Source organism: Paeniglutamicibacter kerguelensis (genome assembly GCF_017876535.1).
Taxonomy (GTDB): Bacteria; Actinomycetota; Actinomycetes; order Actinomycetales; family Micrococcaceae; genus Paeniglutamicibacter; species Paeniglutamicibacter kerguelensis.
Genome location: NZ_JAGIOF010000001.1, coordinates 3,506,971 through 3,524,946, shown reverse-complemented (window position 1 = coordinate 3,524,946; position 17,976 = coordinate 3,506,971). Strand labels below are relative to the sequence as shown.

Sequence of the window (17,976 nt, the reverse complement as noted above, 5' to 3'; positions counted from 1 at the left end):
GTCCGGCGGCGTACCGTGGAAATACCTATGTATCTGAGTCGGGAATGATGGCCATGAAACCCGTTGCAGTCAAAAAATGGATACCCGCAGTGGCGGTGCCCGCATTCATCGCGGCGGCCGCACTGGGGGCCACGGCTTCAGCAAATGAGCAGGTGGAGCTGGATCCCAAGTCGCCGCAGGAAATCCTGCTGATGATCGAGAACTCCAAGGACACCGACTTTTCCGGAAGCCTCACGGCAACGGTCGACCTGGGCCTCCCGCAGCTGCCCGACACCGGTGAATTCGGCTCGTCCGATACAGGACCGTCCGACGACACCGGGGCAACCGACGATACGGACCCGTCCGATGGAACAGAGGCAACCGACGACACCGGGGCAACCGACGACACGGATCCGTCCGATACCGGGGAATCCGACGACGCCAAGCTGATGAAAATGCTCTCCATGGTGTCCGGAACCCACGAGGCACGCGTCTATGTGGACCGGCCCGACAAGTTCAGGTTGCAGGTCATGGACGGCCTGGACGAACAGGACTTCATCCGCAACGGCACCGAGCTGTGGCACTACGACTCGGCGACAAACACCGTCGACAGGTCCGCGGTGCCCGAACTGTATGACGACACAAAGCGGCATTGGGGAAACAGCGACGAGGAGGAATCGATGACGCCGGGCGAAGTTGCCGACAAGTTCCTTGCCGACATCGACCCGAGCACCATGGTGGAGGTCAACGAGGACGTGCAAATAGCGGGCCGCGATGCCTACAGCCTTGAACTGACCCCGCGCACCGAAGATACCCTAGTTGCCGGCGTGAGCATCGGCGTCGATGCGGAGACGGGAGTTCCCCTGGGCATCACCGTTGACGCGGTAGACCAGGAAGATCCGGCGATCTCGGTGGAGTTCACCTCCTTCACCCCGGAAACCCCCGATGCCGCACTGTTCGAATTCACCCCGCCGGAAGACGCAACGGTCCGCGAACACGACATGTCCGAATGCATGAAGCACCACGACATGCACGAACACGGCAACAAGCCGGAGACAGAGGGAACCGGCTGGGAAACGGTGGTGGTGCTTTCCGAGGACGAAGTGCCCGCCGGGCTGATGGACTCCGAGATGCTGGACCAACTCGCCGTCCCCGTTGACGGCGGCCACCTGCTGCACAGCTCGCTGTTGAACATACTCGTCACCGATGACGGGCAGGTGCTCATCGGTTCGGTTCCCGAGGCCCGGCTGCAGGCCGTGGCCGACGAGCAGTGAGCCCGCCGCCCCTCGATGGGGCACTGGCCATCCAGACGTTCGGATTGGGCAAGAGCTTCGGCAAGCGCCGGGCCGTCAACGACCTGGACCTCGAGGTGCCGCACGGATCGGTCTTCGGGTTCCTGGGTCCCAACGGATCGGGAAAAACCACGACCATCCGGATGCTGCTCGGTTTGGCCGCGCCCAGCAGCGGAAGCATCAACCTGCTCTCCCGGCCCATGCCCGCGGCCGCATCGCATGTCCTTCCCCGGGTCGGGGCCCTGGTCGAGGGCCCGGCCTTCCACCCCTTCCTGTCTGGGCGGGCCAACCTCGTGCGCATGGATTGCGCCGACACCACCTCCGACCCGGCGACCCGGACCATGCGCGTGGAGGCGGCACTGGAGAAGGTCGGCCTGGGCAAGGCCGCCAAGCTGGCCGTGCACGCGTATTCGCTGGGCATGAAACAACGGCTGGGAATCGCCAATGCGCTGTTGCGTGAGCGCGAATTGCTGGTGCTGGACGAGCCGACCAACGGCCTTGACCCGCAGGGAACCCGCGAGGTCCGGCATCTGATCGGTTCGCTCGCACGCGAGGGGACGACGGTCTTCGTCTCCAGCCACCTGCTCAGCGAAATCGAGCAGATGTGCACCCACGTGGCGGTGATGAGCACCGGAAACCTGCTGGCCCAGGGGACGCTGGCGCAGTTGCGCTCAGGCGGAAGAAGCCGGCTGACGCTGCGCACCCCGGATGCCGGGCTCGCCCTGGGAGTGCTGGCCCGGCTGGGGCTCGAAGCGCTGCCGGACCCAACAGCGTCCGGGGCAGACCGGGTGTTGAGGTCCAAATTGGATTCGGGGGCCCCGGAAGCCGAGCTGATCGTGCAGGAGCTGGTTGCGGCCGGCGTGCGCGTGCGCGGATTCGCCGTGGAAGCGGCCAGCCTCGAGGAACGTTTTGTTGCGTTGACGGGGGAGGGGTTCGACCTTGCACAGTAGCGGATTGATGCGCTCGGAACTCGCACTGCTCTTCAGACGCCGCCGCACCTGGGCGATGCTGCTGGCGCTGGGGGCGGTTCCGGTGCTGATCGCCGTCGCCGTCAGGCTCACCTCCGGCCCGCCGTCCGGCCGCGGCCCCGCCTTCCTGGACCGGGTGGCGGGCAACGGGTTGTTCGTGGCCGTCACCGGCCTGCTGGTCTGCATTCCGTTGTTCCTGCCGCTGACGGTTGCGGTGGTTGCGGGGGACACGATTGCCGGGGAGGCCGGCACCGGGACGCTGCGCTATCTGCTCACCGCACCCGTTTCACGTCCGCGCCTGCTGCTGGTCAAGTATGCGGCGGCGGTGGTCTTCTGCCTGGCCGCGGCGCTCATGGTGGCCCTGTGCGGGGTGCTGGTGGGCTGGATGCTATTCCCCGTGGGCCCGGTGACGCTGCTGTCCGGCGACACGATTGCGCCGGCCGCCGCTCTGCTGCGGCTCGGGCTCATTGCCGCCTACGCGGCGCTGTCGCTGCTCGGCCTGTCGGCCATCGGCCTGTTTGTTTCCACGTTGACCGACGTGCCCGTAGGCGCCATGGCCGCCACCGCGGTGCTTGCCGTGACCGCGCAGATCCTCGGCCAGCTCCCGCAGCTGGACTGGCTGCACCCGTGGCTTTTCCCGCACCACTGGCTGGGCTTCGCGGACCTGTTGCGCGAACCGATCCTGTGGACGTCGTTCGGCGACAACGCCTTGCTGCAGGGCGGCTACATCCTGGTGTTCGGGGCGCTGGCCTGGGGCCGGTTCGCCAGCAGGGACGTCCTGTCCTGAGTTTCAGGCCGGGTCGAAGCCGGGATGATGCGCCGCGGTCGGCGGCGCATCGTCGCTATTTCTTGGACCTCTTGGACATGCCCGGGCGAACCGGCACGAACTCGACGATCTTGTTGCGGGCAAGCGGCTTTCCCTTGTTGCGGTCGAAGCCCTTCGCATCCAGCTCGTTGGCCAGACGGTAGGCGGCGTTGGCCTCGGCGCGCAGCTCGTTCAGTCGCTGCCCGGTGAACTCCTCCTGCGTCCCGTCGGTGAAGATGACGTTGACGCGCACGGTCTTGGGGTAGATGGCGCGCATGCGGATGTTGCCGTCGGAGTCCTGCTGGAGATTCATCATGTGGTGTTCGCCTTCGTAAGTGTGGGAGTACAGTCTTTCGCATTTTTCCGCAGGATACATCTTGGCCGCGTGGAGCAAGCGATGAGCATGCGAATCCGGTGTGCCGTCCGCCGGGCCTATTCAGAGGGAATTGAGTGTTTGGCGCACCGTTTCGTCGTGCTGCCGCAGATCGAAGGTGAAGGAGACCCCGTGCGGGAAGACATGGAACGGTTCGGCGAATCCCGCGTCATGGGCCTGGAACTCGTCCCAGACGACAATGTCCTCCAACCTTCTGACTCGCGCGGTGACCGCGCCGCAGGGGATCTCGAGGCATGCGCCAATCAGCAGTGGAACCCTGCCGGGAAGATCGGTAAAAACGCGCGTGCCCAGAAGCATTTCCAGGACCTCGCCGCCGGCCGGGCCGTAGGGGGTTCCCCGTTCCTGGACGGGCGAATGGACCAGATCGGAGAGCTTCCTGCGTTCGGGCTTCGCAACGATCCGGCCAAGGGATTTCTGCAGGATCCTTGCCAGCGGCAAGCCACCAACCGTCCATTGCAGCCCCTCCTTGGGGTCGCGAAGTCGCAGGCTGCGCCGGGAGACGCAGGCCCCGATTCCCAGTGCCACGGGCCTGGAAAGTGCGGCGGGGGAGTGCACCTCGGCGAAGACCGCGCGCAGGTACACGCCGAGGTCGTCCAGGGCCTTCTCATAGCCGGTCCGTTCAAAGGTGAACGGACCGAGCTCGTCCAGTGGAGCGGGTTCGTCGGCTTCCTCGTCGAGATCGGGTTCGGGATCATGTGAAAAGTCCGACCACACCACGACGTCCGCCGAAACCTCGACCCTGACGCCGAGTCCGCCGCAACCCGGATCAAAGCAATTGGAACAAAAATACAACCACACACGATCAGCCCCGAAATCGCCGGGATCTTCCGCCTTGAGCCGCCTGATTTGGCCGAGCGCGGCGTCGAAGTCCAATTCCCTGCGCATGAGCGTGAGCGGGCATTCGGACTGGTTGGCCCCGGCATAAACCATCGAGCGGAGGAAGCGTCCGTCGATGAATGCATCGAAACCTCCGCTGGGGTCCGGGCGAAGCTCAAAGGTGTTGACGTCCATGTTGCGCCCCCTGTCTGTCCGGACGATCCGGTGAACGCTCCGTCTCGGTGGCACTAACGATAGTTCAAACATCCAATGGTGTTCATGCCCAAGACAGGACGCCAAAGCGCAACACCGACACCAGCGTTGTGTCGATCGGCGACTACCCGTGCAGTGTTTTGTAGGCGGCGGCCGCGGCGGGGTGTAGGGGTATGCCCGCCGTGTTGATCAGCGATTCCGGGCTCAGGAACTGGATGCCGACGCTCGAGCGCGGAATCAGTTCCTCGGCATGGAGCACCAGTAGCTCGACGGTCCGCTTCACTGTCCGCTCGTCCAAATCAGCCCGGCACAAAAGCAGGTTGGCCACGCCGATGGTCCACACCGCGGGCATGCCTTCGTAGCTTCCAGCGGGGATCAGCACCCGGTCGTAGAAGGCGCCGTACCGTGCCCGAAGGGCCGGGAGCAGGGCCGAAAGATCAAGCAGTGAGAGCCCCGTGTCCCCATGCGCCGCGGCAATGGCGGCGGTGGGCACGCCGCCTGACCAGAACAAGGCATCCACCGAACCGTCTTGGAGGGCGGCAAGCCCGTCATTGAGTCCCAGGTTCTTCACGGTGATGGTTTTCCGGGTGGCCGGCGCGCCGTCGGGGGAGGAACTCAGCCCGGCGACCTCGATGAGCCGCGGGGTGATCAGCGACGTGCCCGAGCCGGGCTGGCCGACGGCAACCGTCCGGCCGGCAAGTTCGGCGAGGGAGCCAATGTTGCTGTCCTTCCGCACGACGCAGTGGACGTAGTTTTCGTACACCTTTCCAAGCGCGGCAACCTCCCCGGGGTGCGCGCCGGGGGCAGCGGCCTGCTGGGCCGCGGCATCCGCCAGCGCGACGGCAAGGTCGGCCCTTCCGGTGCTCAGATGCTCCAGATTGTCCAGGCTGCCGCCGGTTGCCTCCACGACGGCCCTTTCGGCGACACCGTGGCGCTGGAGGGATTCCGCCAGCAACGTTGAAAACTCAAGATAGAAGCCGCCCGGCTCCCCGCCGGCAACGGTGAGCAGGCCGGGCCGGCCCTCGGTGGTGCATGCGCCGAGGGCCGGAGCGATGATTCCGGCCAGGCCCGCGACAAGCCCCGCCCTGAGCAAACTGCGTCTGGACAACCCCAATGCGCCTTCATTCTGAGTGTTCACGGCCTTGTTCCCGACCCCGGCGACACATGTATCCGGTCAAATTCAAGGCGCACCCTCAATCCGTGCGGGAATTGTTCGCCCAAGACCAGACGACCGCCATTGGCTTCGGCGAGCTTGTCGACAATGGTCATTCCCATGCCGCTGCCGCGAATTCCCGAATGCCCGGGTGCGCGCCAGAACCTCGTGGTGGCGGCGGCCAGCTGGTCCGCAGCGAGTCCCGGGCCGTGGTCCGCTATCTCGATGACCGTGTGCCCTGCTTCGGTTCGGACGGCGGCGGTGATGGTGGCCCCGGCGGCGTACTTGATGGCATTGGTGAGCAGCTCGCCGATCATTTGGGCAAGTTCGGTGGGGTTGCAGGCGATCTCCGCCTCCGGGTTTTCATCCGTGGCAAGGATGACGGCCGAGCCGGCGCGCTGCGCGGCCGGTTGCGCCCTTTCAACCTCTTCCTGCAGCACGGGGAACGGGTTGATGGCCGGCACCTTCGAACCGTCTGCCGGGCTCAGTGCCGCGCGGGTCGATCCCTCAAAGGCCCGGTGCTCGGCCACGGCAAGCCTGAGCACTCCGTCCAGGATTTCTTCCACACGTTCAAGTTCCGCCAGCACTCCCGCACCGGCTTCCAGTTCGCGTTCGCGGTCCAATTCCAGCAGCAGCAAATCGATCCGCAGACGCAGCGCGCCGATGGGATTTCGCAATTGGTGCGAGGCGTCCGCAATGAGCTGGCGCTGGGATTCGATGCTCTCGCTGACGGCGTCCGCCATGGTGCTGAAGGAACGGCTCAACTCTCGCAGCTCCGGCGGACCGTCCTCCGGCAGCCGGCCGGTTCGGCCGGTTTCCTTCAATTCCGTGACTGCCTCGTTCAACCGGAGCACCGGACGCAAGACCCAACCGGTGACGCGCGCGGCACCCAGCAGCAGCAACGCCGCGAACGCGGCCGCGGCCAGGCCCACCACCAGCCACCTGCACAGCAGCTTCTGCCGTGCAACGTCCAGATTGACCTCGAGCACCACCTCGCCCAGGACCTGGTTGGCGCTTCCGATGGACCGGGAGATGACTTCGGTGCCGCTCCCGAACGGCGTGACGGGGTCCAGCGTGGTGTCGCTGAGGTTGAGGCTGGCCCGCGCGAGCGCGTCCGCGACGTCCGGCCGGTTCTCGTCCAATGCGCCGGAACGCAGCGTTTCCCGCTGCAACCGAACCACGATTCCTTCGCCGTAGAGCCCAGAGTAGGTGTCCATTTCCCGCTGCAACACGGTGCTGTCCCCGTCGACCGCGGCATCGTAGGCCACCAGCGCGATCCTGTTGAGCGATGCAACGCGGTTGATCTGCAGCTCCTGGGTGAGCTCACGGCTGCTGGACGTCAGGATCACATTGGAGATGACAAGGACCAAGAGCAGCGAAAGCACGCTCAGAACGCCAAGGACACGTGCCTTCACCGCGGGTCGGCTTCGATTCGGTACCCGACGCCGCGGACATTGACGATGAAACCCGGAAGCTGAAGCTTGGAACGCAGCCCGGTCAGGTGGACATCGAGGGACCTGGACGAGGCAAGGAACGCATCGCCCCAGAGCGCGTCGAGAATTTGTTCCCGGGTGACGACGGAACCAGCATGCCTAGCCAGGAGCGCAAGCAAGTCGAACTCGGTGGCCGTCAACGGCAGCACGCGTCCGGCGACCGCCGCCACTCGGCGGTCCAGGTCGATGTCCAGCTCGCCCACGTGAAGGTGTGGATCGCTCCGCCCGTCGAGCAGCCGCGTCCGTCTGGTGACTGCCTCGATCCGGGCCAGCAATTCAACAAGCTTCACCGGCTTGACGAGGTAGTCATCCGCGCCGGAACGAAGCCCCAGGACAACACTGCGTTCGTCGTCGCGGGCGGTGAGGACCAAGATGGGGCATTGGGTCACCTGGCGAAGCTTGCGCAGCACCTCAAGCCCGTCCATGTCCGGAAGCCCCAAGTCCAGCAGGATCACGTCGAAGTCGCGGTGCCGCAGCAGGGCATCGCTGCCGCGGGAAACCCGATCTACACCGTGGCCGGTGGACTTCACGGCTGCGGTGAGTGCTGCGGCCATGGAGTCGTCATCCTCAACGATGAGTACGTCCATGGCAGGGTTCCTTGCGTCGTCAGTTGTGTCGTCAAAAATTCGTTGTTCACGCCCGGTCGATGCGACCGGGGCCCGTCTTGGAGGGTACCATTTCCCCGCGTTTCCCGCCCTTCGCCGGCTCCGGGGGCAAAGCCGCTGCGGGCCAAAATGCGGATTCTTAAGGAAGTGTTAGGAATTCCAAATCGCGTTGGTTGTGCCGTGTCTCACGATTACCTTGGTGGAGGACCTCGGTTATTTTGGGGGCCGCCAACGTAGAGGAGGAACCCCCATGAGCAATGTCGCCGTGGACAAAATCAACAAGGCACCGAAACCCGGTTCCGGCACCAAGGACGCTGCGTCCGCCAGCGAGGCCGCCGCGACCCGCAAGGCCGTGAGCAACATCCTCAAGGGATCGGCCGGAAACCTCGTGGAGTGGTTCGACCTCTACGTCTACACGGTGTTCGCAGCCTACTTCCAGTCGCACTTCTTCAATGCCACGAACGAGCTGCAAGCAGGCCTCGAGGCGATGGCCGTCTTCGCCACCTCGTTCCTGATGCGCCCCGTTGGCGCCTGGTTCTTCGGCCGCTACGCCGACCGCCACGGCCGCAAGGCCGCGCTGACCCTGTCCGTGACCATGATGTCCGCCGGGTCCTTCGCGATTGCGCTGCTGCCGACCCAGGAAGCCATTGGCATGTGGGCCATGGTCCTACTGGTCTTCGTGCGCCTGCTGCAGGGCTTCTCCGTGGGCGGCGAGTACGGCACCAGCGCCACCTACATGTCCGAGGCCGCGACGTCCAAGCGCCGCGGGTTCTTCTCCAGTTTCCAGTACGTGACCCTGATCGGCGGCCAGATGCTGGCCCTGCTGGTGCTGGTCATCCTGCAGAACACCATGAGCCACGAAACCCTGGTCGAATGGGGCTGGCGCATCCCGTTCGCCATCGGCGGCCTGGCCGCCCTGGTGGTGCTGTGGTTGCGCCGCAGCATGGAGGAAACAGTCTCCGCCGAGCAGGTTGCCGCCGCGAACAAGCCCGGCGTTGCCGGCGAAGCCCAGCCGGGCACCATGAAGCTGTTGTTCACCCAGTACTGGAAGCCGCTGCTGGTCTGCATCGGCATCACCCTGGGCGGCACCGTTGCCTTCTACACCTACACCAACTTCATCCTGAAGTTCATGAACGATACCTCCGGCATCCCCAAGACCGAGACCTCTGTCATCAACTTCTGGGCGCTGTTCATCTTCATGCTCCTGCAGCCGGTCTACGGCATGATCTCCGACAAGGTCGGCCGCAAGCCTCTGCTGCTCTGGTTCGGCATCACGGGTGTGCTGTTCACCTGGCCGCTGCTTTCGATGCTTTCCAAGACCCAGAACCCGGTCTTCGCCTTCCTGCTGATGATGGGCGGCCTGGTCATTGTCGGTGGATACACCTCGATCAACGCCCTGGTGAAGGCCGAGCTGTTCCCGGCTTCCATCCGCGCCCTCGGCGTGGGTCTGGGCTACGCGATCGCCAACTCGCTCTTCGGCGGCACCGTCCCGCTGATCGGAGCGGCCTTCCAGAAGGCCGAGCGCGTTGACCTGTTCTTCACCTACGTCACCGTGGCGATCGCCATCTCGCTGCTGGTCTACATCTTCGCCCTGAAGAACAAGAGGACCACGCACTTGGACGATGAACAGGGCCATGCCTGGAACGCCAAGAACCAGGAAGACGACAAGACGGAACTCGTCGACGCCTAGTTTCCTGGGTATTAAGAAGCGGGGCCACCCGTTTTCACGCAAGAATCTGCGTGAAAACGGGTGGCCCCGCTTCGTTGCTTGTGGCTACCGGGCCGAATCGCGTCTAGCCGTTGAAGGTCAGCGGGTGCGGGCCGGTGCGACCGTCACGCTCGAGCACATCGATGGCCGTCATTTCCTCGGCGCCGAGCTCGAACCCAAAGACGTCGAAGTTCGAGGCCATGCGCGAGGCCGTGACCGACTTGGGGATCACCAGGTTGCCGCTTTGCAGGTGCCAGCGGATGACCACCTGCGCGGGGGTGACCCCGTGCGCCTGCGCCGCGGCGAGGACTGCGGGTTCGGTCAATGCGGCTCCCTGCGCCAGCGGGCTCCACGCCTCGGTGGCGATGCCGTGGGCAAGGTTCACCGCGGCGGTTTCGCGGTTTTGCAGGAGGGGGTGAAGTTCCACCTGGTTCACCGCGGGGATGGTTCCGCCCAGGGCGACGATGCGTTCAAGCTGCTCGGGCAGGAAATTGGAGACGCCGATCGCGCGGGTCAGGCCCTCGGCCTTCAGCTCCTCAAGCACCTGCCACGATTCGAGGTAGGCGTCGGTATCGGTGCCGGGCCAGTGGATGAGGTAAAGGTCAACGTAGTCGAGGCCGAGCTTCTCGAGGCTGGTGAGCAGGGCGGCGCGGGTCTTTTCGCGACCTAGGTCCGCCAGCCACAGCTTGGTCGTGATGAACAGTTCCTCGCGGGGGATTCCGGATTCGGCAAGGGCGCGTCCGACGCCGGCTTCGTTTCCGTAGATTGCCGCGGTATCGATGCTGCGGTACCCGGTTTCCAGGGCGGTCGCGACCGCCGCCGTGGTTTCCTCGTCGGAAACCTGGAATACCCCGAAGCCCAGCTGGGGCATGGTGACCCCGTTGTTCAAGGTGATGGTCGGGACGTTGGTGGATGTGGTGTTCATTGTCGAGTTCCTTTTTAGGTGTGTGCGGTTGGATGTGTACGGAGGGGGAAGACGGGTGGTTACGGCACTGGAACCGGCGAAAGCCGTGGTTCTTGGTCTTTTGCATATTCGCCGCCGCGAACCCGCACGGCGACGAGCAGCACCAGCAGCCCGGCAACGGTGATTGCGGCACCGGCCCACAGTGGCGAGGTGTAGCCGAGCCCCGCCGCGATGGTCAGGCCGCCGACCCACGCACCGAAGGCGTTGCCGATGTTGAAGGCCGCAATGTTGGCGCCCGAGGCGAGGGTTGGCGCGTGTGCCGCGTGGTTCATGATGCGCATCTGCATCCCCGGTACGGTGGCAAACCCGACGCCACCCATGAGCACCAGGGCGATGATGGTTGCGATCTGGTTGTCGGCCGTGAGCGCGAACCCGATCAATACGATCGTGAGGACGCCCAACAGCGCAATGAGCGTTTTCGGCAGGTTCTTGTCCGCGGCGCGGCCGCCGAGGATGTTGCCGGCGAACAGCCCGACGCCGAAGAGGATCAACAGCCACGGCACGGTGCTCGGGGCGAAACCGCCGACGCCCGTGAGCGTGAAGGCGATGTAGGTGAAGGCGCCGAACATGCCGCCGTAGCCCAAGATCGTCACCATCATCGACAGCCAGACCTGCGGGCTGCGGAAGATGGTGAATTCACCAAAGACGCCGGCGTTGGAGGAACGGGCGAGGTTGCCAGGCACCAGCAACATGATGCCGACCAGTGCGATGACGCCAATGGCCGTGATGGCCCAGAATGTGGCACGCCATCCGGCCGCCTGGCCGAGCATCGTTCCGAGAGGTACGCCGAGCACGTTGGCGATGGTGAGTCCTGCGAACATGAACGCGATGGCGCCGGCACGCTTGGTGGCCGGCACCAGGTCGGCGGCGACAACCGAGCCGATGCCGAAGAACGCGCCGTGGCACAGCGCGGCGATGATGCGCCCGAGCATGACCAGCTCGTAGCTTGGGCCGGTGGCCGAGAGCAGGTTGCCGATGATGAACAGCACCATCAAGAACAGCAGGGACTTCTTGCGGTCGTACCTGCCAAGCACTGCCGTGAAGATGATGGCGCCGATGGCAACGGCGAGGGCGTATCCGGAGATGAGGTAGCCGGCGACGGTTTCGGTGACCCCGAAATCGGACGCGACCTCGGGCAGCAAGCCCATGATGACGAACTCGGTCAGACCGATGCCGAAGCCGCCAAGGGCGAGGGCATAAAGAGCAACTGGCATGAGAACCTTCTGTGCGAATTTTGGGTGCGGATGCAGTGGCGTACCGGCCGGATACGTTCGTTGCGTGTGCAACTACTGCGTAAGCAATGATTGCACGCGCGGCATATCGGCGCAAGGTGGTAGTCTTGTGGTGTAGAGAACAGAGGAGTTCCGCCCATGGGAATCAAGGACGACGCGGTACAGATTCGCGCGCAGGGCTGGCGAACGCTTGCCGCGCTGCACAACCTCATCGAGGGTGAACTTGAGCGCGCGCTGCAGGCCAAACACGGACTGTCGGTTGTTGAATTCACGGTGCTCGACGCGCTGGGTCGGCAAGATGGCTGGCATATGCGCATGGCCCAGCTGGCCCGCGCCGCCGCACTCTCCAGCAGTGCCATTACCCGGCTGGTCACGCGACTCGAGGACCGCGGCTTGCTCACCCGCATCCTCTGCATGGATGACCGGCGCGGAATCTACACCGAACTCACGGCGGCAGGCGAGAAGCTGCTGAACGAGGCACACCCAACCCATGACGCCGTATTGCGCGAGGCGCTGGAAAATGCCGCCCGCGTGCCCGAACTCCAGGACCTGGTCACGGCCGTCGCGCCGCGCGACGAAAACTGACACCGCGGGATTCCGCGGCGTCCAAGCGCGGTGGGTTATCAGTACCCGACATTGCCGGAGCCGCGCATTTCCCTGGTTTGCCGAGTGTGCACTTCTGTGACGGCAAAAGTCCCTGCATGACGTTTCCGGCCCCAAGCAACGGTCGCGTGTGACACTTCGCGACCCCCTTATTCCCCACGTGAAGCGGGGTATTTGTAGTGGCGTCGCCGGTTCCTAGAGTCGGACATATTCGTTCGCACCTCGCCCGGAAGGAACCACCAACCATGACCAGCACCGAGCTCGAAGCCCCATCCCGGACCAGACTCGAGCAACTCAAGGAACACTTCGCGCCGCTGTTTTACGACATCGCCGAGGGTGCCTCGGAACGCGACAGTAACCGGAGCCTGCCGCGCGAACAGATCAAGGCCCTTGCCTCGGCCGGATTCGGGGCCTTGCGGGTGCCCGAAACCCACGGCGGCGCGGGTGCCACCCTGCCCGAACTCTTTGCCCTGCTCACGTTGCTGGCTTCCGCCGATCCGAACATCACCCAGGCGCTGCGCGGGCACTTTGCGTTTGTGGAGGACCGGTTGGTCGCAGCAGAAGGCCCCGAACGCGACGCCTGGCTGGACCGCTTTGCGGCGGGGGAACTTGTCGGGAATTCCTGGACCGAGATCGGGTCAGTGGCACTGGGCGAGGTGAACACCAGGGTGGCCCCGGACGGCAACGGCGGTTTCACCGTAACCGGAACCAAGTACTACTCCACCGGCAGCATCTTTGCCGACTGGATCGACGCCTATGCCGAGCGCACCGATACCGGCCAGCGGGTCATCGCCGTCGTCAAGGCCCGCCAGCCGGGTGTCGTGTTGGAGGACGACTGGGACGGGTTCGGGCAGCGCACCACCGGCACCGGCACCGCGACCTTTGCCGGGGCGGCGGTGGAGCCGGCGAACCTGATCGACTTCGACACCCGCTTCAAGTACCAGACCGCGTTCTACCAGGCCGTGCTGCTCGCGGTGCTGGCCGGCAGCGCCGCAGCCGCGGAACGCGACTTCGCCGCCGAACTTCGCGCCCGCAAGCGCACCTTCAGCCACGGTGCGGCGGAACGGGCCAGCGACGACCCCCAACTCCTGCAGGTCATCGGCGAGGTCTCGGCCGTTGCGTTCGTGGCGAATGCCACCGTCGATTCCATGGCCGAGGCGCTGGAAGATGCCTACCAAGCGGCAGTGGCCGTGCGCGCGGGGGAGCTGGGCGTGGCGGAAGAGGAAGCCGCAAACGACGCCGCCGAGCTCGCCTCCGCCCAGGCGCAGATCGCCCTGACCCCGTTGGTGACCAATGCGCTGTCGCATGCGTTTGACGCGCTGGCGGCCTCGGCAACCAGCACCGCCAAGAACCTGGACAGGCATTGGCGCAATGCGCGAACCGCCGGGAACCACAACCCCTGGGTGTTCAAGGCCCGGTTGGTCGGCGAAAACGCGGTGCATGGCTGGGCGCTGCCGCGGGTCTGGGCCATCGGGGCATCTGCCGGGTCGCCCACCGGGAGCTAGAACGGCAAGTACATGCAAGAACAGTAGGGCGGGTGCGCGAATGCGTGTCCGCCCTCGGCGTATGCTCCCGTCGAATACTCGCCAGCGTCGAGGTGGCCGAGGCCTCCGTCCTTCGGGTCCTACCGTATGACCTCGAGGCCGACGGGCTGGCGGCCATGACCACGCTGAAGCCGGCGGAGCTCGGTCGTGCGGCCGACCGCGTTGGGGACTCGCAGTGTGCGGGAGGATTTCTCGAGTTCGATCGACCGAACCAGCCGTGGGCCGGCTGAGTGTCCACCTCCGGCGTGGGCCTGAATATCTCGAATCCGGGAAAAGCCTCTTCCCCGATCACCTGCCGCGGTTCTGCTCGTAGGCGTTCCGTCCGCTGCGACAAATGGAGCGGCCATTCCTGCCTCGGTGGCATTCCGCCATGCATTCCCTTGTGCCTCTTGTGTCGAGCCCGTCTTTCGCCTGCCGCGTTGAATGTCGCGGAGAGCGGATGCCGGTCGCTGCGGCGGCATTGCCCTGGGCAGGGGATCGCCGGTGTGTCAGAGGCCTCAAAACACCTCCGCAACGTGAAGTGCATCACGTGCACACCCTTGGGCGGTGGTGATTTTCGGCACCGGCCAATCAGCAAGTAGGGGCCTTTCCGGGTGTTGACAAGTCCCGCTCGAGACGTCGCGCTAGCACCCCGGGTGTCGCGGGCCACGTTTCGTCCATCGGGAAGAGTCCCAACAAAATTCTCACCATGCGAGAATTTTTTCTTGAAAGAACCGTGTTGGTCATCTTGAATGGAGCACTGGACTGCCAAGGGAACCTTGGTTTACCGGCGCGGTAGATGCCTGCGGGGTTGGCCGGGCGGCATGAATGACAGGGACTTTGTGGGAGACGAAAACGAGGCGGATACGCCAGCCACTAGGGCGTTACGCATCCTAGGGGCGCTGGCAAAGGTGCCACAGGCAAGCGCGAAGGAATTGGCTGATTCAACACAGATACCGGTCAGCACCGTGTATCGGATGCTGACGTCGTTGGTGTCCTCCGGTTTTGCACAAAAAACCTCCACCAAGCACTACGGCGCCGGGCCAATCGCTGTGCAGCTCTCCGAGCGGTACCGCGATACCACCCTCACCACTGGCTCGGTGACCCCGTACCTTCGTCAGCTTGCCCAGGACTCCGGGGAATTCGTGGCCTTCATGGTGGCTCATGGCACCGAAGCGGTGTGCGTGGAGGCTGTGGACTCGCGGCACATGCTGCGCTGCTGTTACACCGTGGGCGCCTCGCAACCATTGCTGCGCGGGGCCACCGCGACGGCACTGCTCTCTCGGATGCCGCGGGACTCGCGCCACAGGGTCTTCGACCATTACCGGGTTTCGGACGAGACCCGGACAGCCATCGAACAGGCCTGCACACAAGCGGTCGCCGACGGGTACGCAGTCAGCTACGGCGAACTTGACGCCGGGATCTGGGGCGTGAGCGCGCCGGTAGTGGACGGCGCCGGGGGGCTGAGCGGGGTCGTCACCCTGATGGCACCGGCCGAACGCAGTGCATACCGCTCTTCGCAATTGATTCGACTTGTCCGCCGCACGGCGGACTTCCTAAGTGGAGGAATACAATGACTCGGAAAAATCCCGAGCCGTGGAACGGCCGTAACGACGGCCCCGGTGCGGAAAACGCGCGCTGGCACAACACCATCGTCGACTGGACGCCCGGCGTCGCCGCTGGCAGCGCCCTGCTGGGATTCGCCAGTGATGAGGGCGTGCGTCGCAACAAGGGCCGGGTGGGTGCCCATGCCGGTCCTGGAGCGTTGCGGGCGGCACTGTCTTCCCTTGCCCTGCATCGTCCGGTGGCGCTCTACGATGCCGGTGACGTGGTGGTCGAGGGGCAGGATCTGGAATCGGGGCAGGAACAGTTCGCCTCGGCGTTGGCGTCCCTGCTCGCCGACGGGCACTTTACCGTGGGTCTGGGTGGTGGCCACGAGATCACCTTTGCCAGCTATGCCGGTGTGGCGCGGGCCCTGGGTGATGACGGGCAGTGGAGCCTGGGCATCCTGAATATCGATGCGCACTTCGACCTGCGCGATGAGGACCAGGCGTCATCGGGCACCGGCTTCGCCCAGATCGCCCGGGCCGAGGCTGCGGCCGGACGCACCTTCCACTATGCGGCGGTGGGCATCAGCGAGGGAGCGAACACAAAGGTGCTCTTCGACCGTGCCCACGCACTTGGTGTCAAGACCCTGTTGGACACCGAATGCCACATGGCAAACATCGGGCGCGTTCGCGACTTCGTCGTCGAATTCGCCAAGTCGGTGGACCACTTGTACCTGACCGTCGACCTCGACGCGTTGCCGGCGAGCGTGGCCCCGGGTGTGAGTGCCCCGGCCGGGTACGGCATAGGGCTCGACGTCGTGCGAGAGGTCGTGCTGGCGGCTGCCGGCAGCGGAAAGCTCGTGCATGCCGACATTGCCGAACTCAATCCCGACTTCGACGTCGACCAGCGAACTGCCCGCACCGCGGCACGTTTGATCAATGACCTGATTCTGAACCGAGGCTAAATACCCACATGGAAATCCAACTTAATCTTGTCCAATCGGCGGCACTGGCGCTGCTTCTGCTCTCCCTGGGTGAATGGGCGCGCCAAAGGGTCGGCTTCCTGCAGAAGTACTGTATCCCGGCACCCGTCATTGGCGGCTTCGTGTTCGCGCTGATTGTCCTGCTGCTGCGCCAGACCGGCACCGCGCAGGTCGGGCTGGACACCTCGCTGCAGTCCCCGGCCATGATCGCCTTCTTCACGACCATTGGCCTGGCCGGCTCGCTGGCCTCCATCAAGAAGGGCGGCAAGTTGCTGCTCGTCTACCTAGTGGTGTGCTGGAGCCTGGCCATCATGCAGAACCTGATTGGCATCGGCATGGCCACCGCGGTGGGCGTTTCCCCGATGCTGGGCATCATGGCCGGCGCGGTGAGCCTGGAAGGCGGGCACGGGGCGGCCGCCGCATTCGGCCCCACTGCCGAAGCGATGGGCGTCGAGGGTGCCACCGCGGTGGCGATTGCCTCGGCTACCTTCGGTCTGGTCGCCGGCAGCCTGATGGGCGGGATGACCGCAAGCTTCCTGGTGGCCCGCCACAACGTGCAGATTCCCGAAAAGGCAGGACTGCGCGGGAAACTGGCCTTCGCCGGTGCCGTGGCCAGGAACATGTCGGCCGGTGGCGGCTCGGACAAGGCCGCCACCGCTGTTGCCGAACCGATCGAGGAGACCCCGGCCAAGAACGGGATCAACTACTCGAACCTGCTGACGGCCGTGTTGGTTATCGGTGTTGTCATGGTGATCGGGATGGCCTTGGGCACTTGGTTGTCCGACGTGACCGGGTTCTCGCTGCCGGCCTATGTCGGCGCGATGATCATCGCCCTGGTCTTCCGCAACATGAACGACAAGCTCGGCTGGGTCAAGATCGACGACGACGCGGTGGACCTGATCTCGCGGTTCACCCTCGGCTTCTTCCTGACCATGGCCATGATGAGCCTGAAGATCTGGGAGCTGGCGTCGTTGGCGGGTCCGTTGGTGCTCATCCTTCTGGTGCAGCTGCTGTTCATCCTTGCCTTCGCCGTCTTCGTGGTCTTCCGGGTATTGGGAAAGAACTACGATGCGGCCACCATGGTGGCGGGATTCATCGGCCATGGTCTCGGCGCAACTCCCAATGCGCTGGCGAACATGGACGCTTTCAATTCCCGCTTTGGTGTCCGGTCGGAACGTGCGTTCCTGATCGTCCCGTTGGCCGGCGCGGTCCTCATCGACCTGGTCGCCCTGCCGTGGATTGTCTGGTGCATGAACTGGGTGGCTTAGCGCCCACTCGGACCGGGACCCGTCGGCATCCACGGGGCGGGGCGGCCTGCCGGTTCCGCCTTCGGGTCGCGGCGCGGTCCCGCCAGGATGGACACGTCTCGAAAGCCGCGGTGTAGAAGAAGCGAAGGTGCGGGGTCATGATGACCCCGCACCTTCGCTTCAGTTGTTTGTGAGCCGAACCGTGGCATTCCGCCCGCTCCATGAGTCAGCCCGATGCCGATGGCCCTTCGGGGGCAAACATGTGTTTCTTGGCGAGGGATTCCAGAAGCGCCAGGACATCACGGTCGTCCAAGAACTCTGCGCCGTCCCGATGAGCTTAGGAAAAATCGAGGCCACCGTCCCCGGGACGGTGTCATGCCATGGCCCGCCAGTCGTCTACATAAGAAAAACCGATTAAGAAGGAAGATAAAAACAGTTTTACGAATGTAAC

General features: G+C 64.7%; 17 protein-coding genes. 10 read left to right on the top strand and 7 right to left on the bottom strand.

Annotated elements, in window-relative coordinates:
* Window positions 1-53 precede the first annotated feature (53 nt).
* From JOF47_RS16045 to JOF47_RS16035, 3 genes are read left to right on the top strand one after another with little or no spacing between them, the layout of a single operon-like run.
* On the top strand, window positions 54-1,253 hold the full coding sequence (locus tag JOF47_RS16045) for a LolA family protein (protein WP_210000209.1): 1,200 nt from the start codon (window positions 54-56) through the stop codon (window positions 1,251-1,253).
* Window positions 1,250-2,221 carry an ABC transporter ATP-binding protein gene (locus JOF47_RS16040; protein ID WP_342592814.1) on the top strand — a complete coding sequence of 324 codons (972 nt, stop codon included), beginning with the start codon at window positions 1,250-1,252 and terminating at the stop codon, window positions 2,219-2,221. The genes JOF47_RS16045 and JOF47_RS16040 overlap by 4 nt, the downstream gene beginning before the upstream one ends.
* Before the next feature lie 7 nt (window positions 2,222-2,228).
* The gene (locus JOF47_RS16035) at window positions 2,229-3,026 is read left to right on the top strand and encodes an ABC transporter permease (RefSeq protein WP_210000205.1); all 798 of its coding nucleotides are present in this window, start codon (window positions 2,229-2,231) and stop codon (window positions 3,024-3,026) included.
* A 55-nt stretch (window positions 3,027-3,081) separates the two neighbouring features.
* On the opposite strand, the gene JOF47_RS16030 is transcribed toward JOF47_RS16035, so the two are convergent.
* The 5 genes from JOF47_RS16030 to JOF47_RS16010 form a co-directional block, all read right to left on the bottom strand.
* Window positions 3,082-3,360 (bottom strand): hypothetical protein, encoded by a 279-nt coding sequence (locus tag JOF47_RS16030; RefSeq protein ID WP_210000202.1) that lies wholly within the window; start codon window positions 3,358-3,360, stop codon window positions 3,082-3,084.
* Between the two features lie 120 nt (window positions 3,361-3,480).
* On the bottom strand, window positions 3,481-4,449 hold the full coding sequence (locus tag JOF47_RS16025; RefSeq protein WP_210000199.1) for a hypothetical protein: 969 nt from the start codon (window positions 4,447-4,449) through the stop codon (window positions 3,481-3,483).
* A 142-nt stretch (window positions 4,450-4,591) separates the two neighbouring features.
* Window positions 4,592-5,605: a TAXI family TRAP transporter solute-binding subunit gene (locus JOF47_RS16020; RefSeq protein WP_210000196.1), complete on the bottom strand. Its 1,014-nt coding sequence runs from the start codon at window positions 5,603-5,605 to the stop codon at window positions 4,592-4,594.
* Window positions 5,602-7,035 carry a sensor histidine kinase gene (locus tag JOF47_RS16015; protein WP_210000192.1) on the bottom strand — a complete coding sequence of 478 codons (1,434 nt, stop codon included), beginning with the start codon at window positions 7,033-7,035 and terminating at the stop codon, window positions 5,602-5,604. The genes JOF47_RS16020 and JOF47_RS16015 overlap by 4 nt, the downstream gene beginning before the upstream one ends.
* Window positions 7,032-7,700: a response regulator transcription factor gene (locus JOF47_RS16010; RefSeq protein ID WP_210000190.1), complete on the bottom strand. Its 669-nt coding sequence runs from the start codon at window positions 7,698-7,700 to the stop codon at window positions 7,032-7,034. Before JOF47_RS16010 ends, JOF47_RS16015 begins: the two co-directional genes overlap by 4 nt.
* A 268-nt stretch (window positions 7,701-7,968) precedes the next feature.
* Between JOF47_RS16010 and JOF47_RS16005 the strand changes: the two genes are divergently transcribed.
* A complete protein-coding gene (locus JOF47_RS16005) occupies window positions 7,969-9,408 on the top strand; it encodes an MFS transporter (protein WP_210000188.1) in 1,440 nt (479 codons plus the stop codon).
* 103 nt (window positions 9,409-9,511) lie between these two features.
* On the opposite strand, the gene JOF47_RS16000 is transcribed toward JOF47_RS16005, so the two are convergent.
* Both JOF47_RS16000 and JOF47_RS15995 read right to left on the bottom strand, forming a co-directional pair.
* Entirely contained in the window at window positions 9,512-10,351 is an 840-nt protein-coding gene (locus JOF47_RS16000) for an aldo/keto reductase (protein ID WP_210000186.1), read from the bottom strand.
* A gap of 59 nt (window positions 10,352-10,410) precedes the next feature.
* On the bottom strand, window positions 10,411-11,604 hold the full coding sequence (locus tag JOF47_RS15995) for an MFS transporter (protein ID WP_210000183.1): 1,194 nt from the start codon (window positions 11,602-11,604) through the stop codon (window positions 10,411-10,413).
* A 156-nt stretch (window positions 11,605-11,760) separates the two neighbouring features.
* Here JOF47_RS15995 and JOF47_RS15990 point away from each other — a divergent pair, with 156 nt between their 5' ends.
* From JOF47_RS15990 to gltS, 6 genes are all read left to right on the top strand, one after another.
* On the top strand, window positions 11,761-12,207 hold the full coding sequence (locus tag JOF47_RS15990; protein ID WP_210000181.1) for a MarR family winged helix-turn-helix transcriptional regulator: 447 nt from the start codon (window positions 11,761-11,763) through the stop codon (window positions 12,205-12,207).
* Window positions 12,208-12,470: 263 nt separating this feature from the next.
* A complete protein-coding gene (locus JOF47_RS15985) occupies window positions 12,471-13,730 on the top strand; it encodes an acyl-CoA dehydrogenase family protein (protein WP_210000179.1) in 1,260 nt (419 codons plus the stop codon).
* A gap of 32 nt (window positions 13,731-13,762) precedes the next feature.
* Window positions 13,763-13,999 (top strand): hypothetical protein, encoded by a 237-nt coding sequence (locus JOF47_RS15980; RefSeq protein WP_210000177.1) that lies wholly within the window; start codon window positions 13,763-13,765, stop codon window positions 13,997-13,999.
* Between the two features lie 501 nt (window positions 14,000-14,500).
* The gene (locus tag JOF47_RS15975; RefSeq protein WP_342592813.1) at window positions 14,501-15,325 is read left to right on the top strand and encodes an IclR family transcriptional regulator; all 825 of its coding nucleotides are present in this window, start codon (window positions 14,501-14,503) and stop codon (window positions 15,323-15,325) included.
* Window positions 15,322-16,260 (top strand): formimidoylglutamase, encoded by a 939-nt coding sequence (hutG, locus tag JOF47_RS15970; protein ID WP_210000174.1) that lies wholly within the window; start codon window positions 15,322-15,324, stop codon window positions 16,258-16,260. Before JOF47_RS15975 ends, hutG begins: the two co-directional genes overlap by 4 nt.
* An 8-nt stretch (window positions 16,261-16,268) precedes the next feature.
* The gene (gltS, locus tag JOF47_RS15965; protein ID WP_210000171.1) at window positions 16,269-17,546 is read left to right on the top strand and encodes a sodium/glutamate symporter; all 1,278 of its coding nucleotides are present in this window, start codon (window positions 16,269-16,271) and stop codon (window positions 17,544-17,546) included.
* Window positions 17,547-17,976: the final 430 nt, after the last annotated feature.

What these genes read in the sequence shown, in the direction of transcription:
- JOF47_RS16045 (WP_210000209.1), top strand. Translation starts at nt 54, where the DNA reads ATGAAACCCGTTGCAGTCAAAAAATGGATACCCGCAGTGGCGGTGCCC.
- JOF47_RS16035 (WP_210000205.1), top strand. Translation starts at nt 2,229, where the DNA reads ATGCGCTCGGAACTCGCACTGCTCTTCAGACGCCGCCGCACCTGGGCG.
- JOF47_RS16030 (WP_210000202.1), bottom strand. Translation starts at nt 3,360, where the DNA reads ATGATGAATCTCCAGCAGGACTCCGACGGCAACATCCGCATGCGCGCC.
- JOF47_RS16025 (WP_210000199.1), bottom strand. Translation starts at nt 4,449, where the DNA reads ATGGACGTCAACACCTTTGAGCTTCGCCCGGACCCCAGCGGAGGTTTC.
- JOF47_RS16010 (WP_210000190.1), bottom strand. Translation starts at nt 7,700, where the DNA reads ATGGACGTACTCATCGTTGAGGATGACGACTCCATGGCCGCAGCACTC.
- JOF47_RS16005 (WP_210000188.1), top strand. Translation starts at nt 7,969, where the DNA reads ATGAGCAATGTCGCCGTGGACAAAATCAACAAGGCACCGAAACCCGGT.
- JOF47_RS16000 (WP_210000186.1), bottom strand. Translation starts at nt 10,351, where the DNA reads ATGAACACCACATCCACCAACGTCCCGACCATCACCTTGAACAACGGG.
- JOF47_RS15995 (WP_210000183.1), bottom strand. Translation starts at nt 11,604, where the DNA reads ATGCCAGTTGCTCTTTATGCCCTCGCCCTTGGCGGCTTCGGCATCGGT.
- JOF47_RS15990 (WP_210000181.1), top strand. Translation starts at nt 11,761, where the DNA reads ATGGGAATCAAGGACGACGCGGTACAGATTCGCGCGCAGGGCTGGCGA.
- JOF47_RS15985 (WP_210000179.1), top strand. Translation starts at nt 12,471, where the DNA reads ATGACCAGCACCGAGCTCGAAGCCCCATCCCGGACCAGACTCGAGCAA.
- JOF47_RS15975 (WP_342592813.1), top strand. Translation starts at nt 14,501, where the DNA reads ATGGAGCACTGGACTGCCAAGGGAACCTTGGTTTACCGGCGCGGTAGA.
- hutG (WP_210000174.1), top strand. Translation starts at nt 15,322, where the DNA reads ATGACTCGGAAAAATCCCGAGCCGTGGAACGGCCGTAACGACGGCCCC.
- gltS (WP_210000171.1), top strand. Translation starts at nt 16,269, where the DNA reads ATGGAAATCCAACTTAATCTTGTCCAATCGGCGGCACTGGCGCTGCTT.